The 15,948-nt window shown below is 60.2% G+C and carries 12 protein-coding genes; 10 read left to right on the forward strand and 2 right to left on the reverse strand.

Going from position 1 to position 15,948, the window contains the following annotated elements; all coding sequences use genetic code 11:
• Positions 1 to 99: 99 nt before the first annotated feature.
• The 8 genes from ytfR (at position 100) to C934_RS0101930 (ending at position 9,147) form a co-directional block, all read left to right on the forward strand.
• Entirely contained in the window at positions 100 to 1,623 is a 1,524-nt protein-coding gene (gene ytfR / locus C934_RS0101895; protein WP_018855019.1) for a galactofuranose ABC transporter, ATP-binding protein YtfR, read from the forward strand.
• Entirely contained in the window at positions 1,620 to 2,639 is a 1,020-nt protein-coding gene (locus tag C934_RS0101900; protein ID WP_018855020.1) for an ABC transporter permease, read from the forward strand. The genes ytfR and C934_RS0101900 overlap by 4 nt, the downstream gene beginning before the upstream one ends.
• Positions 2,636 to 3,604 carry a galactofuranose ABC transporter, permease protein YjfF gene (yjfF, locus tag C934_RS0101905; protein ID WP_018855021.1) on the forward strand — a complete coding sequence of 323 codons (969 nt, stop codon included), beginning with the start codon at positions 2,636 to 2,638 and terminating at the stop codon, positions 3,602 to 3,604. The genes C934_RS0101900 and yjfF overlap by 4 nt, the downstream gene beginning before the upstream one ends.
• A gap of 15 nt (positions 3,605 to 3,619) precedes the next feature.
• On the forward strand, positions 3,620 to 4,372 hold the full coding sequence (locus tag C934_RS0101910; RefSeq protein ID WP_025660978.1) for a FadR/GntR family transcriptional regulator: 753 nt from the start codon (positions 3,620 to 3,622) through the stop codon (positions 4,370 to 4,372).
• 82 nt (positions 4,373 to 4,454) lie between these two features.
• On the forward strand, positions 4,455 to 5,816 hold the full coding sequence (glmU, locus tag C934_RS0101915) for a bifunctional UDP-N-acetylglucosamine diphosphorylase/glucosamine-1-phosphate N-acetyltransferase GlmU (RefSeq protein WP_018855023.1): 1,362 nt from the start codon (positions 4,455 to 4,457) through the stop codon (positions 5,814 to 5,816).
• Positions 5,817 to 5,920: 104 nt separating this feature from the next.
• Positions 5,921 to 7,747 (forward strand): glutamine--fructose-6-phosphate transaminase (isomerizing), encoded by a 1,827-nt coding sequence (gene glmS / locus C934_RS0101920; RefSeq protein ID WP_018855024.1) that lies wholly within the window; start codon positions 5,921 to 5,923, stop codon positions 7,745 to 7,747.
• A gap of 120 nt (positions 7,748 to 7,867) precedes the next feature.
• Positions 7,868 to 8,572 carry a DUF502 domain-containing protein gene (locus tag C934_RS0101925; RefSeq protein WP_018855025.1) on the forward strand — a complete coding sequence of 235 codons (705 nt, stop codon included), beginning with the start codon at positions 7,868 to 7,870 and terminating at the stop codon, positions 8,570 to 8,572.
• Positions 8,573 to 8,661: 89 nt separating this feature from the next.
• Positions 8,662 to 9,147 (forward strand): GNAT family N-acetyltransferase, encoded by a 486-nt coding sequence (locus tag C934_RS0101930; RefSeq protein ID WP_018855026.1) that lies wholly within the window; start codon positions 8,662 to 8,664, stop codon positions 9,145 to 9,147.
• A 33-nt stretch (positions 9,148 to 9,180) separates the two neighbouring features.
• Here the strand turns inward: C934_RS0101930 and recG are convergent, their stop codons facing one another.
• Positions 9,181 to 11,286, reverse strand: a complete 2,106-nt coding sequence (gene recG, locus C934_RS0101935) for an ATP-dependent DNA helicase RecG (protein ID WP_018855027.1) — start codon at positions 11,284 to 11,286, stop codon at positions 9,181 to 9,183.
• A gap of 92 nt (positions 11,287 to 11,378) precedes the next feature.
• Here recG and C934_RS0101940 point away from each other — a divergent pair, with 92 nt between their 5' ends.
• Entirely contained in the window at positions 11,379 to 11,693 is a 315-nt protein-coding gene (locus C934_RS0101940; protein WP_018855028.1) for an FAD assembly factor SdhE, read from the forward strand.
• The gene (gene mfd / locus C934_RS0101945) at positions 11,693 to 15,199 is read left to right on the forward strand and encodes a transcription-repair coupling factor (protein ID WP_018855029.1); all 3,507 of its coding nucleotides are present in this window, start codon (positions 11,693 to 11,695) and stop codon (positions 15,197 to 15,199) included. Before C934_RS0101940 ends, mfd begins: the two co-directional genes overlap by 1 nt.
• A 4-nt stretch (positions 15,200 to 15,203) precedes the next feature.
• On the opposite strand, the gene C934_RS0101950 is transcribed toward mfd, so the two are convergent.
• On the reverse strand, positions 15,204 to 15,875 hold the full coding sequence (locus tag C934_RS0101950; protein WP_018855030.1) for a DsbA family oxidoreductase: 672 nt from the start codon (positions 15,873 to 15,875) through the stop codon (positions 15,204 to 15,206).
• Positions 15,876 to 15,948: the final 73 nt, after the last annotated feature.

Consider the following 15,948-nt stretch of genomic DNA (forward strand, 5'->3'; position numbering starts at 1 on the left):
TCCATCATGGACCGGTGCGGAACTGCCGCCTGCCAATCAGGACCTCATGTCCTTCAATGCCGCGGCACCGCAAGGTCTGTATCAGGAAAAGCCGCACTCATGATTCACGATTTTGAGACCGTTCTAGCCGCTTCCGGTATTTCGAAATTCTTCCCGGGTGCCATTGCGCTCGATAAGGTCGACTTCTCGCTGCGTAAGGGCGAGGTGCATGCGCTTCTCGGCGAAAACGGCGCAGGAAAGTCGACGCTGATCAAATGCATCACCGGTGCCTACCACCGCGACCAAGGCCGGCTCGTTCTCGACGGCGCTGAAATCAATCCGTCCGATACGCTCGCGGCTCAGAAACTGGGCATCGGGACTGTGTATCAGGAGGTCAATCTCCTCTCCAATCTGAGCGTCGCTGAGAACCTCTATCTTGGCCGCCAGCCGAAGCGTTTCGGCATGATCGATGTGCGTGCGATGAACCGACAGGCGCGGTTGCTGCTTGATCAGTATGGGATGGACATCGATGTGACCGCGCAACTCGATCGGTTTTCGGTCGCCGTGCAGCAGGTCGTGGCGATCGCGCGGGCTGTCGATTTATCCGGCAAAGTTCTCATCCTCGACGAGCCAACCGCAAGCCTCGACACGCAAGAAGTCGCGATGCTCTTTCGCATCATGCGTGACTTGAAAGACCGCGGCCTTGGAATTGTCTTCATTACACATTTTCTCGAACAGGTTTACGAGGTCAGTGACCGCATCACGGTCCTTCGAAACGGCAAGCTCGTCGGCACCCGTGAGACATCCGAGCTGTCTCGCCAGAGCCTGATTTCAATGATGCTCGGCCATGAACTGGCAAAGGCCGAGGCCACCGCCCGGGCGCACTCCGTTGCTGCCGGTCCCGTGAAATACAGCTTCGAGGGTTATGGCAAGCGCGGCAAGGTGAAGCCGTTCGATCTCGAGGTCCGTGTCGGCGAGGTGGTGGGCGTTGCCGGCTTGCTCGGGTCGGGACGCACGGAGACCGCCGAATTGCTGTTCGGGATCGAGCATGCCGACAGCGGAACCGCTAAGGTCGACGGTAGGCAGGTTAGTCTGTCGAACCCGCGTGCTGCGATCCGCAACGGCTTCGGCTTTTGTCCGGAGGATCGTAAGACGGACGGGATCATCGGCGACCTGTCCATTCGCGAGAACATTGCGTTGGCGCTGCAGGCGCGTAGAGGCTGGGCCCGACCGATTTCTCGCGCCGATCAGAACGCCTTGGCCGACCGCTACATCATCGCACTCGACATCCGTACGACGGACAGGGAAAAGCCCATCCGTCTGCTGTCAGGCGGCAATCAGCAGAAAGCGATCCTTGCACGCTGGTTGGCCACCAATCCCGACTTTCTCATTCTCGACGAGCCGACCCGCGGCATCGACGTCGGAGCGCATGCCGAGATCATCCGCTTGATCGAAGAACTGTGCGCGAATGGCATGTCGCTGATCGTGATTTCTTCGGAATTGGAAGAGCTTATCGCCTATAGCTCACGTATTTTGGTGCTTCGTGACCGCGAACATGTCGCTGAGCTGACAGGTGACAATGTCAGCACCGCGCGCATCGTCGACGCAATCGCCGCAGCCCAGAAAGAGACGGAGGACGCATGAAGTCGTCACTCAATGCCTTGTTGACCCGGCTTGCGCCGCAAATTATCGCGCTTGCGGTCATTCTCCTATTGAATTTCATTATGTTCCCTCAGTTTTTTAATGTTGTTATTCAGAATGGCCGGCTTTACGGCAGCCTGATCGACATACTGAACCGCGGCGCGCCGGTCGCTTTGTTGGCAATCGGCATGACCCTCGTGATCGCTACGAAGGGGATTGACCTCTCGGTCGGTGCCGTGATCGCGATCTGCGGCGCGGTTGCCGCATCATCCATCGTGTCCGGCCATTCGCTTGCTTCGACGCTGCTGGTAACGATCGGCGTCGGACTGCTTTGCGGTGTATGGAACGGATTCCTGGTCGCGTTGCTCAACATCCAGCCGATCATCGCCACGCTTGTGCTGATGGTCGCTGGACGCGGGATCGCGCAGCTCGTCACCGAGGGTGTAATCATGACCTTCAACGATGAAGGGCTGATCGCACTCGGCAGCGGCGCATTTGCTTTCCTACCCATGCCCGTTATCATCTGGCTGGTCGTGGGGGCCCTGGTGATCCTCCTCGTGAGACGCACAGCGCTTGGCATGCTGATTGAAGCAACCGGTATCAATCGACGTGCAAGCACGTTGTCGGGTGTGCGCACGCCTGTGCTGCTGATGGCCGTTTATATGTTGAGCGGCCTTTGCGCCTCGATTGCCGGGATCATTGTCGCAGCCGATATCAAGGGCGCAGATGCGAACAATGCCGGTCTCTGGCTTGAACTCGACGCGATCCTGGCGGTCGTGGTCGGAGGCAACTCGTTGCTTGGAGGGCGTTTCAGCATTCTGGGTTCTCTGATCGGTGCAATGATCATTCAGGCGGTCAATACTGGCATTCTTCTCTCGGGCTTCCCGCCTGAGTTCAACCTGATCATCAAGGCGGTGATCGTCATCGTGATCCTCGTCATTCAGTCGCCTGCGGTCCAATCGGCCGCCGTGGTCCTGAGCCGGCGATCGAGCCGCGTCACGGAAGGGCAGGTTCAATGAACTCGAAATATCTGCCGCTTCTGGCAACGGTCGTGATCTTCGTTCTCTCTTATGCGATCTGCACGCTGCAGTATCCCAATATTCTGTCGACCCGCGTAATCGGCAATCTTTTGACCGACAACGCCTTTCTCGGGATTGCAGCAGTCGGCATGACCTTTGTCATTATCTCCGGCGGCATCGACCTGTCGATTGGCTCTGTCATTGCGTTTACCGGTGTGTTCCTGGCAGTCGTCCTCCAGAACACGACCATCCATCCGCTCGTCGCGTTCGCATTGGTCCTGATCATCACGACCGTGTTCGGCGCCGTAATGGGTGCTATCATTCACTATCTGGAAATGCCGGCCTTTATCGTGACGCTCGCAGGCATGTTTCTTGCGCGTGGCATGGCTTTCGTTCTGTCGATCGACAGCATTCCGATCAATCACGACTATTACACCACGTTGACGAGCCTCTATTACAAGCTGCCAGGTGGGGGGCGTTTGACGCTGATCGGCGGCATCATGCTTCTGGTCTTTGTCGGCGGCATATTCCTGGCGCACCGCACCCGCTTCGGGACCAATGTCTACGCACTAGGCGGCGGTTCGCAAACAGCGCAACTCATGGGCGTCGCCGTGGGCCGCACCACGATACAGATCTACGCATTATCCGGTTTTCTTGCTGGCCTATCCGGAATCGTTTTTTCGCTCTATACGTCAGCCGGTTATTCTCTGGCAGCAGTCGGCGTTGAGCTGGATGCGATCGCAGCAGTTGTCATTGGGGGGACGCTGTTGACCGGAGGGGCGGGATTCGTAGCGGGTACCTTCATCGGTATCCTGATACAAGGCCTCATTCAGACCTACATCACCTTCGACGGGACGCTGTCGAGCTGGTGGACGAAGATCTTGATCGGCCTATTGCTTTTTGCATTTATTCTAATGCAGAAGGTTATTCTCTTCCTTTCCAGTATGAATAAGAGGTATGCCTGAACGGGGAGGTATTCGTTGCGTAACAGATTGCTTGAGACCGGAAGAACAGCGCGCAAATCGCGAACGAGCCACGCCCAGGTCGTGGATGGCCTTGGCAGGGCGATTGTTGCCGGAACCTATCCTGTCGGAAGCATTCTGCCGGGCGATGCCGAACTCGCGCAACACTTCAAGGTCTCGCGGACCGTCCTTCGGGAAACGATGAAGACGCTTGCCGCAAAAGGCATGATCATCGCCAAGGCCCGTGTCGGAACACGCGTGACGAAGAAAAACTTCTGGAACATGTTCGACAGCGAGATCATAGCTTGGCATTTCGACTGTGGCGTGACGGAAGAATTCCTGTTGCAGCTTTACGACATTCGGATGGCCTTCGAGCCATTTGCCGCGGGTCTCGTAGCGGAGCGGGCGAGCAAGGAGGATATTGAAAATCTGCGCGCGCTAGCGACGGAGATGGCAGCCCCGGGTCATACCAGCGAAAGCCTCGCCTTGGCCGATCTGCATTTCCACCTCGCCATAGCCGATGCCTCTCACAACCCGTTCATGCGAACACTAGGGAGCTTGATCGAAGCTGCGTTGGTTGGGATGTTTCGTATCAGTACGCCCCCCTCGCAGAACGGCTTCTCAGATATTGCGGACACGCATATGCGCATAGTGGAGGCGATCGTTGCCGGCGACATCGATGGCGCTCGAAAAGCGATGGAGGCCGTGATTGTCGACGGCCGGGATCACGTCCGCGAGGCCTATGCGGCGATGAGCAGAGAATCCGCCTGATCCATTTTTGATCTTTGTCCTGCCTTTGTCTTGCTGCTATGAGGCAGCAAAGGCCGCACATAACGGATTCTCGGAGCACATCATGGAACGCACTTGCCTCGCCATCATTCTCGCTGCGGGTGACAGCACGCGAATGAAGTCGTCGAAATCGAAAGTGCTGCATCCAATCGCGAACCGCCCGATGATCGCCCATGTCTTGGATGCCGTGGCAAAAAGCGACATCTCATCGGTCGCGCTGGTCGTTGGGCGTGATGCCGACGAAGTGGCGAAGGCGGCCCAGGTCGAAGGTGTCAAAATCGAGACCTATCTGCAAAAGGAGCGGCTCGGCACTGGTCATGCGGTGTTGGCAGCGCACGATGCTATTGCTCGCGGATATGACGATATCATCGTGACCTACGGCGATGTGCCGTTGCAGACCGAAGGGCCACTCAAGGCAGCACGTCAGGGCCTTGCCGAGGGCAGCGATGTCGTAGTCATCGGTTTCCACACCGACAAGCCGACCGGCTACGGCCGGCTGCTCGTCAAGGACGGCGAACTGATCGCCATCCGTGAGGAACGAGATGCCGCCGATGCCGAGCGTGCCGTGAAATGGTGCAACAGCGGCCTGATGGCGATCAACGGCCGTAAGGCGCTCGAGCTCCTGTCTCGCATCGGCAACGCCAATGCCAAGGGCGAATACTATCTGACCGACTTGGTGGAAATCGCTCACTCCATTGGGGGCCGCGTTACGGCTGTCGATGCTCCTGAAATTGAGATGACTGGCTGCAACAATCGCGCGGAGCTCGCCGTGATTGAGCGGCTCTGGCAAGAACGCCGACGCGACGAGATGATGATATCAGGCGTGACGATGATCGCGCCGGAGACTGTGTTTCTTTCCTACGATACAACCATCGGGCAGGACGCGCTGATCGAGCCGAATGTGGTATTCGGTCCCGGCGCGACGATCGACGGCGGCGCAATCATTCATGCCTTCTCACATATCGAAGGCGCGCATGTCAGTGCCGGCGCAATCGTTGGTCCCTTCGCCCGCTTGCGGCCCGGCGCCGACCTCGCCAACGGCTCGAAGGTCGGCAACTTCTGCGAAGTCAAGAATGGGAAGATCGGTGAGGGCGCCAAGGTCAATCACCTGACCTACATCGGCGACGCGAAGGTCGGAGCTGGCGCGAATATCGGTGCAGGCACGATCACCTGCAACTATGATGGCGTAAACAAACATCAGACGCTGATCGGCGCGAACACCTTCATTGGATCAAACTCCTCGCTTGTGGCGCCCGTCAGCATTGGCGACGGTGCCTACATAGCCGCTGGCAGTGTCATCACTGCGGATGTTCCTGCCGATGCGCTGGCCCTTGGCCGGGCGCACCAGGAGCTGAAGCCGGGCAGGGCTGCCGTGCTCCGCGAACGCGCATTCGCGATTAAGGCTGCAAAGAAGGCCAAACCATAGGCTTCCGCGTAACGCGTGGAAACCGAAAGTGACCGCCGAGGCCATTGAGAAAAAAGACGGAATCGTTACGAGTGGCCTCTGAACAGAAGGCTTTGGGGGTGTTTATGTGCGGTATTGTTGGAATCGTTGGCAGCAGCCCGGTTGCGGGGCGTCTCGTGGATGCGCTGAAGCGGCTCGAGTACCGCGGCTATGACTCTGCGGGCGTTGCGACGATACATAACGGCGAGATGGCTCGTCGTCGCGCCGAGGGTAAACTCTTCAATCTCGAGAAGCGCCTGGACGGTGACCCTCTGCCGGGAACGATCGGCATTGCGCACACGCGCTGGGCTACGCATGGCATTCCCAACGAGACCAACGCTCACCCGCATTTCGTCGAGGGCGTCGCGGTCGTCCATAACGGCATCATCGAGAACTTCTCCGAACTGCGTGAAGAGCTGATCGCCGAAGGGGCCGTCTTCGGGACGCAGACCGACACGGAAGTCGTCGCCCATCTTATTGCGAAGTATCTCCGTGACGGCCTCCAGCCGCGCGCCGCGATGCTAAAGATGCTGAACCGGGTAACAGGCGCATATGCTCTTGCGATCATGCTCCAAAGCGATCCGGGCACGCTCATGGCGGCACGGTCCGGCCCGCCGCTTGCCGTGGGTTATGGCTCCGGCGAAATGTTCCTCGGCTCGGATGCGATTGCGCTTTCCCCCTTCACCAACGAGATCACCTATCTCGTCGATGGCGATTGGGCCGTGCTTACGCGAAACGGCGCGACAATCCTCGACTTCGCAGGTAACGAGGTAAAGCGCGCCCGTCAGATATCACAGACGACCGCCTATGTGGTGGACAAGGGCAATCACCGCCACTTCATGGAAAAGGAAATCTATGAGCAGCCCGAGGTCATCTCGCATGCCCTCAGCCACTACGTAGATTTTTTCAGCAACACGATCAGCGACAGCATCAACGCGATCGATTTCAAGGCTACCACCAGCCTGGCGATCTCCGCGTGCGGAACCGCATATCTCGCGGGGCTTGTAGGCAAATACTGGTTCGAGCGTTACGCCCGTCTGCCCGTCGAGATCGACGTCGCCTCCGAGTTTCGTTATCGCGAGATGCCTCTGTCGCCTTCGCAGGCTGCGCTTTTCATCTCGCAGTCAGGCGAGACGGCGGACACGCTGGCGTCGCTTCGTTACTGCAAGGAGAGCGGGCTGAAGATTGGCGCAGTGGTCAACGTCAAGGAATCGACCATTGCCCGTGAGTCGGATGCAGTCTTCCCTATCATGGCAGGCCCAGAGATCGGCGTTGCCTCGACCAAAGCCTTCACCTGCCAGTTGGCCGTCCTTGCCGCGCTCGCACTCGGCGCAGGCAAGGCGAGGGGAACGATCGGCGCAGAGCAGGAAAGGGAGCTGGTCCGCCATCTCGCCGAAATGCCGCGCATCATGAGCCGCGTGCTGAACCTCATCCAGCCGCAGATGGAGAGCCTGTCGCGCGAACTTTCGAAGTGCCGGGATGTCCTCTATCTCGGTCGCGGCACGAGCTTCCCGCTTGCGATGGAAGGGGCGCTTAAGCTCAAGGAAATCTCCTATATCCATGCTGAAGGTTACGCCGCAGGCGAACTCAAGCACGGACCGATTGCGCTGATCGACGAAAACATGCCTGTTATCGTGATTGCGCCGTTTGACCGCTTCTTCGACAAGACTGTCTCGAACATGCAGGAAGTTGCCGCACGCGGTGGACGCATCATCTTCATTACCGACGAGGCGGGCGCGGCGGCATCGAAGTTGCCGACTATGGCGACGATCGTGCTTCCCGATGTCAACGAGATCATCGCGCCGATGATCTTCTCCCTGCCGATCCAGCTGCTTGCCTATCATACGGCCGTTTTCATGGGCACGGACGTCGATCAGCCGCGCAATCTGGCGAAGTCGGTCACGGTGGAGTGACCGCTTGTTCGCCTCCAGGAGGCTTGTATGGTTTGGTAGTTTCTGGCAGCTTTCTGATAGGAAAGCACGGGGGAGCTGATTTCTGATAGCCGGCCTGCTCAACGGAGTTATCAGTACGCGATGAAGGAAAAACTGCCCCGATTGCCTATAGCCACTCGCCTTAGGAACGACTTCCTGGCGGGGCTGATTATTTGTGCGCCGGTCGCGATTACGCTTTGGCTGACGTGGTCGGTCGTGCGGTGGGCGGATAGCTGGGTCAAACCCTACCTACCGGCGCGCTATGACCCGGATAACTACCTTAACTTTGCGGTGCCAGGGTCCGGCCTGCTGATAGCACTCGTCGCGATCACGCTTATCGGATTCCTCGGCAAGAACCTCATCGGCCAGAGCATCGTTCAGTTCAGCGAATCGCTTGTTCGCCGCGTGCCGCTGGTGCGGAGCATCTATCAGAGCGTGAAGCAGATTTTCGAGACGGTGCTGAAGGACAAGACGAACTCCTTCAAGAAGGTCGGCCTCATCGAATATCCCAGCCCCGGCCTCTGGGCGCTCGTTTTCATTTCGACGGATGCCAAAGGCGAGATCGCGACAAAGTTCAAGGCGATGGGTCAGGACATGGTCTGCGTGTTCCTGCCGCCGACCCCGGTGCCGACGGCCGGATTTCTGATCTTCACGCCGCGCGAAAAGATTGTGCCGCTCGACATGTCACCGGAGGACGCGGCGAAGCTCCTGATCTCCGGTGGTCTCGTCACGCCCGAAGAGCTTGCCGGGCGCATGAAAAAACAGGAGCGGACACGCAAGCCGCTGCCGGCGCCGATCGAAATGTAACTTCCGCTCCTGCTTGGCCCGTACGCGAGATCACGTCTGTTGGTTCCGCCATGTTGCCATGCGATGGCGGTTGAAGGATGACATACGCAATGCTGATCAGACCAGCCACCGCGGAAGACCGTTCCTCCATATGGACCATCATCGAGCCGACGATCCGCGCGGGGGAGACCTACACGCTCGATCGCGACATGAGCCAGACCGATGCCCTCACTTACTGGCTGGGGCCGGACAAAGAGACCTTCGTCGCCGAAGACGAAAGTGGTGAGATCCTCGGTACTTATTACCTCCGCGCCAACCAGGCGGGCGGTGGTGCACATGTCTGCAATTGTGGCTACATGACCGCTGCTGCCGCGGCAGGCAAGGGCGTGGCGCGACAGATGCACGAGCACTCGCTCGTCCGCGCCCGCGAGCGTGGTTTCCGGGCGATGCAGTTCAACTTCGTCGTCAGCGCCAACGAACGCGCCGTTCGTCTCTGGGAAACATTGGGCTTTGAGACGGTCGGCCGCTTGCCCGGCGCCTTCGAGCACCCGACAAAAGGCTACGTTGACGCTCTCGTGATGTTCCGGACGCTGTAAGACGGTTTCGGCGCGCTGTGGGCCGGGCTCGGCTCACCCTGCATGCAGGAAGCGGATCGCCTCGTCGCGGCGGAAAAGGTAGAGCAGGGAGCGTACTGCCTTGCCACGCTCGCTGGTGAGATCGGGGTCGCGCTCGATCAGGTAGGCCGCATCGCGGCGGGCGATTTCCAGCAGGTCGGCATGTGCCTCGAGGCTCGCGATGCGAAAGCCTGGGGTTCCCGACTGGCGCGTGCCGAGCAATTCGCCTTCGCCGCGCAGTTTCAGGTCTTCCTCAGCGATGCGAAATCCGTCTTCCGTTTCACGCATGATCGACAGGCGCGCATGACCAGTTTCGCCCAGTGGCCCCTTGTAGAGCAGGATGCAGGTCGAAGCCTCGTCACCGCGCCCTACGCGTCCGCGAAGCTGGTGAAGCTGCGCCAAGCCGAAGCGCTCGGCATGCTCGATCACCATGATCGTCGCATCGGGAACATCGACGCCGACTTCCACCACTGTTGTTGCGACTAGGAGGCGGATTTCGCTGTTCTTGAACGCCATCATTACGGCATCCTTCTCCGGGCCGCTCATGCGGCCGTGGATCAGGCCGATGGCGCCGCCGAGCGACGAAACGAGCGTTGCATGACGCTCCTCGACCGACATCAGGTCGCTCTCCTCGGACTCCTCTACAAGCGGGCATATCCAATAAGCTTTCTTGCCCTCCGCCAAGGCGCTCTTAAGGCGCCCGACGATCTCGCCGATACGTTCGGTCGGCACTGTGATCGTCTGGATCGGCTTCCGTCCGGCCGGCTTCTCCGTCAGCTTGGAGACGTCCATGTCGCCGAAGGCAGCCAACACCAGTGTGCGCGGTATCGGCGTCGCGGTCATGACGAGCATATGAGGTGTGATGCCCTTTGCAGTCAGCCGCAGGCGCTGGTGGACGCCGAAGCGGTGCTGCTCGTCGACGACAGCCAACATGAGGTTGCGGTAGTTGACGCTGTCCTGGAAGAGGGCGTGGGTGCCGATGACGATCTGCGCCTCTCCGGATGCGATCCTCTCGAGAATATCTTCACGTTCGCGGCCCTTGGTGCGGCCGGTAAGAACCTCGATTCCGAGGCCTGCGGAAGCGGCAAATTTGGAGATCGTCGCATGGTGCTGGCGGGCTAGAATTTCCGTCGGCGCCATGAGGACGGCCTGACCGCCACTTTCAATCACGGCTGCCATCGACATGAGGGCAACCAGGGTCTTACCGGAGCCAACGTCGCCTTGAAGAAGGCGGAGCATGCGGTCCTCGCCGGCCATATCCTTCAGGATGTCGGCGACCGCCGCATTCTGGCTGTTCGTCGGCGAAAACGGCAGAGCCTGCAGGATCTGCCTGCTGATTTGACCGGTGGCGTGTACGGGCTGGCCGGCAACCTTGCGCAATCGTTGGCGAACGAGGCTCAGCGATAGTTGGCCCGCGAGAAACTCGTCATAGGCAAGCCGGCGGCGGGCAGGGGCTTGTGCATCGATATCCGAGGGATCGCGCGGTTCGTGTAGTCCATGGAAAGCGTCTGATATCGAGGGCAGACCCTGCTTTTGCGCAAGAGCGAAGTCGATCCATTCCGGCATTTCCGGCGCGCGCGGCAGCGCCGCTTCGATGATCTTGCGCAATGTCTTCGGCGAAAGACCAGCTGTGAGCGGATAGATCGGCTCGACGAGGGGCAGGTTCTCGGCTTCGCTGGCCTTCACAATGTAGTCGGGATGGACCATCGACGCGCGACCGTTGAACCAGTCGATCTTGCCGCTGACGGTTACCTCCTCGTCCAACGGCAGCTGCTTTTCCAGCCAAGCCGCCTGGCCGCGAAAGAAGACAAGGGTCAGTTCGCCGGTTTCGTCGTGCAGCGTGACGCGATACGGAATGTTGCTCTTGCCGCGCGGCGGCGCCTGGTGACGATCGACCCGCGCCGTGACGGTGACGATTGCACCTTGCGGGGCGCGGGCGATACCCGGTTGGTTTCGACGGTCGATCAGCGAGTGCGGCGCATGAAACAGCAGATCGACGACGCGCGTATCTTCGGGCGTCTCGCGCCCAAGCAGCTTCACCAGCAATTCGGCGATCTTTGGGCCGACGCCGGGCAGGGCGGAAACGGGCGAAAACAGCGGATCGAGAATGGCTGGGCGCATGGCCGCAAAATGCGATGAACAATGCGGCCTTGGCAAGGCTGACAAGCTGCTTTCGAGGGTCTATAGAGGCGCATCAACAGGAAGGTAAAGCCATGACGGGTGTGTCACTCTCGAGCGCCGATCTTGATCCGCGCCGCCGCCGAATCCTCTTTCGCTGCTGGCATCGCGGCATCCGCGAAATGGATCTGGTCTTCGGGCAGTTCGCCGAGAAGGAGATCGCCACCCTGTCCGAGACCGAACTCGACGAGTTCGAAACCATCATGGCCGAAGAGGACAACGATCTCGTGCGCTGGATCATGGGAACATGGCCGGTGCCTGAGCGTTTCCAGACGCCGATGTTTGCGCGCCTTGCCGCTTACAAGCCCGATTTCGAATATCCAGCCGACGCCCTGCCCAGGAATGCCTAATGACCTCAGGTTTTGACGTAAGGAAGCTGTCAGCCGTCGCCGAGCCGCTGACAATCGGCAATGTGCCGACAGGTATGGAAGCATTGTTGCTGGCCGATCTGGCGCGCGCCGGAGAGCCGGTCGCTTACGTGCTTTCCGACGGCCAGCGGATGGTGGACCTTGAGCAGATGCTGGGCTTCGTTGTGCCGGAGATCCCGGTTCTGACCTTGCCGGCCTGGGACTGTCTTCCTTACGACCGCGTTTCCCCGAGCGCCGATACGTCGGCACGCCGTCTCGCGGCGCTGGGCGGCCTGATCGCGCATCACAAGAAGCCACATGCCGCGATCGTGCTGGTGACAGTCAATGCAATGCTGCAGAAAGTCGCCCCACAAGAGATTATCGAAAGCCTTGCCTTCTCAGCTCGCCCCGGAAATACGGTGCGCATGGACGATGTTGCCGGGCGCCTTGAACGCAACGGCTTCGACCGCGTCGCAACGGTTCGCGAGGTCGGCGAATATGCGGTGCGCGGCGGTATTCTCGACGTCTTCGTGCCGGGCTCCGAGGAGCCTGTTCGCCTCGATTTCTTCGGCGACACGCTGGAAAGCATCAGAAGCTTTGACCCGGCAAGTCAGCGCACCACAGGGCAGGTGCGCTCCCTCGACCTCAACCCGATGAGCGAGGTCACACTGACGCCCGATACGATCAGCCGTTTCCGGAAGAATTACCTCTCTTCCTTCGGCGCGGCGACACGCGACGATGCGCTTTATCTCGCCATATCGGAGGGCCGACGCTACCCAGGCATGGAGCATTGGCTGCCGCTTTTCTACGAGAAGCTGGAGACGGTATTCGACTATCTCAAAGACTTCCGGATGGTCACCGATCATACTGTGCGCCAGGCCGCCGAGGAACGGTCCAAGCTCGTCTTCGACTACTATGACGCCCGCGTCAGTTCCGGGCAGCCCAGCAAGGGACAGATGGCGCAAGGGACACCCTACAAGCCCGTGACGCCCAGCCAACTCTACCTGGACGGAAAGACGTTCGCCAGCACGCTCGACGCGTTCAACGCGATGCGAATCTCGCCCTTTAACGAGCATGAGGGAGAGGCGCGGCGTGTGATCAATCTCGACGCGCGGCAAGGCGAGCGCTGGGCACGCTCGAATGCCGAGGGTGGCGGCAATGCCGAGCGGATCAATGTGTTCGACGCTGTCGTGAAGCATATTGCCGACAAGCGCTCGGCTGGCGCGAAGGTCCTGATTTCCGCCTGGTCGGAAGGTTCGCTGGAGCGTCTGCTGCAGGTGCTGAGCGAACACGGGCTCGAGCGCGTGAAGCCGGTCGGCGCGCTGAAGGAGATGGATGGCCTTGCCAAAGGCGAGGCGGCTGCCGGCGTGCTCAGCCTCGAATCCGGATTTGAAGTCGGCAATCTCGTCGTCATCGGCGAACAGGACATTCTCGGCGACCGCATGGTGCGGCGTTCGAAGCGACGCAAGCGCGCCGCCGATTTCATCTCCGAAGTTGCCGGGCTCGACGAAGGTTCGGTCGTCGTCCACGCACAGCACGGTATCGGTCGGTTTGTCGGCCTGAGAACGATCGAAGCGGCGGGCGCACCGCATGCCTGCCTCGAACTGCAATACGCAGACGACGCGAAGCTGTTCCTGCCGGTCGAGAACATCGACCTTCTGTCGCGCTATGGCGGAGAGGGGACGGAAGCGCAACTCGACAAGCTCGGCGGCGGCGCATGGCAGATGCGCAAGGCCAAGCTCAAGAAGCGGCTGCTCGATATGGCGGATGCGCTGATCCGTATCGCAGCTGAGCGACTGACGCGGCATGCGCCCGTGCTAACGACGCCGGAAGGGCTTTACGACGAGTTTGCCGCGCGCTTCCCTTACGACGAGACGGAGGATCAGGATAATGCCATCGAGGCTGTGCGCTCCGACCTTGGAGCCGGTCGGCCGATGGATCGCCTCGTTTGCGGCGACGTCGGTTTCGGCAAGACTGAGGTGGCGCTTCGTGCTGCCTTCGTTGCGGCGATGAACGGCATACAGGTTGCCGTCGTCGTGCCGACCACACTGCTAGCGCGCCAGCACTTCAAGACCTTCGCCGAGCGGTTCCGCGGCCTGCCGGTTCGCATCCAGCAAGCCTCACGCCTCGTCGGGTCGAAGGAATTGGCGTTAACGAAGAAGGAAGTAGCAGAGGGCAAGACGGATATCGTCGTCGGCACCCATGCGCTTCTTGGTGCCGGGATCAAGTTTGCCAATCTCGGGCTGCTGATCATCGACGAAGAGCAGCATTTCGGCGTCAAGCACAAGGAACGCTTGAAGGAGCTGAAAAGCGATGTCCATGTGCTGACGCTCTCGGCGACACCGATCCCGCGCACGCTGCAGCTCGCGATGACTGGGGTGCGCGAGCTGTCGCTGATCACGACGCCGCCGGTCGACCGCATGGCGGTTCGCACCTTCATTTCGCCCTTCGATTCGCTTGTCATCCGCGAAACGCTGATGCGCGAGCACTATCGCGGTGGCCAAAGCTTCTATGTCTGCCCGCGGCTTGCCGATCTGGAGGATGTGCATGCCTTCCTGCGGTCGGATGTACCGGAGCTGAAGGTCGCGGTCGCGCACGGCCAGATGCCCGCCGGCGAGCTTGAGGACATCATGAACGCCTTCTACGAGGGCCGCTATGACGTGCTGTTGTCGACGACGATCGTGGAATCGGGACTCGACGTGCCAACGGCCAATACGCTGATCGTGCACCGCGCCGACATGTTCGGCCTGGCGCAGCTCTACCAGCTGCGTGGTCGCGTCGGACGTTCGAAGGTGCGCGCCTTTGCGCTCTTCACGCTGCCGGTCAACAAGGTGCTGACGGCGACGGCGGAACGGCGCCTCAAGGTGCTGCAGTCGCTCGACACGCTCGGCGCCGGCTTCCAGTTGGCCAGCCACGATCTCGACATCCGCGGCGCAGGAAACCTGCTCGGCGAAGAGCAGTCCGGCCACATTAAGGAGGTCGGCTTCGAGCTCTACCAGCAGATGCTGGAAGAGGCGGTGGCCGAGGTGAAGGGCGTCGACGAAATCCAGGATACCGGCTGGTCGCCGCAGATCTCTGTGGGCACGTCGGTGATGATCCCCGACGGTTACGTGCCGGACCTGCATCTGCGCATGGCACTCTATCGCCGCCTCGGCGAGATCACGGAACTGAAGGAAATCGATGCCTTCGGCGCAGAAATGATCGATCGCTTCGGCCCCATGCCGATCGAGGTCCAGCACCTTCTAAAGATCGTGTATGTGAAATCGCTCTGCCGGGTCGCCAACGTGGAGAAGCTGGATGCAGGTCCCAAGGGGGTGGTCATCCAGTTCCGCAATAAGGAGTTTCCGCATCCAGCGAACCTGGTTGGCTACATCGCCAAGCAGGGGACCATGGCAAAGATTCGGCCGGACCAGAGCGTCTTCCTCACACGCGATCTGCCGACGCCGGAAAAGCGGCTGCAGGGCGCAGCCGTTATCATGACGCAGCTTGCGGAAATGGCGAAGGGGTAAGGGCTCAGTTCATGCCGGCGCGCGCTTCCGCCTTCGCCTTGGCGATGTCGCGAAGCGCGCCTGCCAGAACGTCCGGCGTCTGAGCGCCGCTGACGGCGTATTGCTGATCGAAGATAAAGAACGGCACACCGTTCACGCCCATCTTCTGCGCCGCCTCGATCTCTTCGACCACCAGGACCTTATCGGCATCGGAGGCGAGCAGCGACGCAGTGACCGTGCGGTCAAGGCCTGCCTTCTCGGCAACGTCGAGCAGCACGGCATGATCGCCGACATTGCGGCCTTCCTCGAAGTTCGCCTTGAACAGGCCGTTGACGACCTTGTCCGCCTTGTCGCGGTCCTCAACCATTGCCCAATGGATCAGGCGATGCGCATCCAGCGTATTCGGGCCGATCTTGATCGCGTCAAAATCGAACTTGATGCCGACTTCACGACCAAGCTCAGTCAGCATCTTGTGTCCTTGGGCAACGCGCTCGGCACCGCCAAGCTTCTCCTCCAGCGCCTTCTTCTGGTCGACGCCATCAGGCGGATAATCGGGGTTGAGGCGGTAGGGGCGCCAGTTGATATCCACGCCGACCTCGTCCTGAACTTCAGCGATCGCAAGCTCGAGCCGGGCCTTACCGAGATAGCACCACGGGCAGACGACGTCCGAGACAACGTCGATGGTAATGCGTTCCATGGGCTTTTCCTTCTTTCTCAAATCGAAACCTTCCCGCCATCTAGTCCCTGCGGCGGGCGACTTCAACCAGGCA

The sequence above is a fragment of the Rhizobium sp. 42MFCr.1 genome (genome assembly GCF_000377185.1).
Taxonomy (GTDB): Bacteria; Pseudomonadota; Alphaproteobacteria; order Rhizobiales; family Rhizobiaceae; genus Rhizobium; species Rhizobium altiplani.

What these genes read in the sequence shown, in the direction of transcription:
- ytfR (WP_018855019.1), top strand. Translation starts at nt 100, where the DNA reads ATGATTCACGATTTTGAGACCGTTCTAGCCGCTTCCGGTATTTCGAAA.
- C934_RS0101900 (WP_018855020.1), top strand. Translation starts at nt 1,620, where the DNA reads ATGAAGTCGTCACTCAATGCCTTGTTGACCCGGCTTGCGCCGCAAATT.
- yjfF (WP_018855021.1), top strand. Translation starts at nt 2,636, where the DNA reads ATGAACTCGAAATATCTGCCGCTTCTGGCAACGGTCGTGATCTTCGTT.
- glmU (WP_018855023.1), top strand. Translation starts at nt 4,455, where the DNA reads ATGGAACGCACTTGCCTCGCCATCATTCTCGCTGCGGGTGACAGCACG.
- glmS (WP_018855024.1), top strand. Translation starts at nt 5,921, where the DNA reads ATGTGCGGTATTGTTGGAATCGTTGGCAGCAGCCCGGTTGCGGGGCGT.
- C934_RS0101925 (WP_018855025.1), top strand. Translation starts at nt 7,868, where the DNA reads ATGAAGGAAAAACTGCCCCGATTGCCTATAGCCACTCGCCTTAGGAAC.
- C934_RS0101930 (WP_018855026.1), top strand. Translation starts at nt 8,662, where the DNA reads ATGCTGATCAGACCAGCCACCGCGGAAGACCGTTCCTCCATATGGACC.
- recG (WP_018855027.1), bottom strand. Translation starts at nt 11,286, where the DNA reads ATGCGCCCAGCCATTCTCGATCCGCTGTTTTCGCCCGTTTCCGCCCTG.
- C934_RS0101940 (WP_018855028.1), top strand. Translation starts at nt 11,379, where the DNA reads ATGACGGGTGTGTCACTCTCGAGCGCCGATCTTGATCCGCGCCGCCGC.
- mfd (WP_018855029.1), top strand. Translation starts at nt 11,693, where the DNA reads ATGACCTCAGGTTTTGACGTAAGGAAGCTGTCAGCCGTCGCCGAGCCG.
- C934_RS0101950 (WP_018855030.1), bottom strand. Translation starts at nt 15,875, where the DNA reads ATGGAACGCATTACCATCGACGTTGTCTCGGACGTCGTCTGCCCGTGG.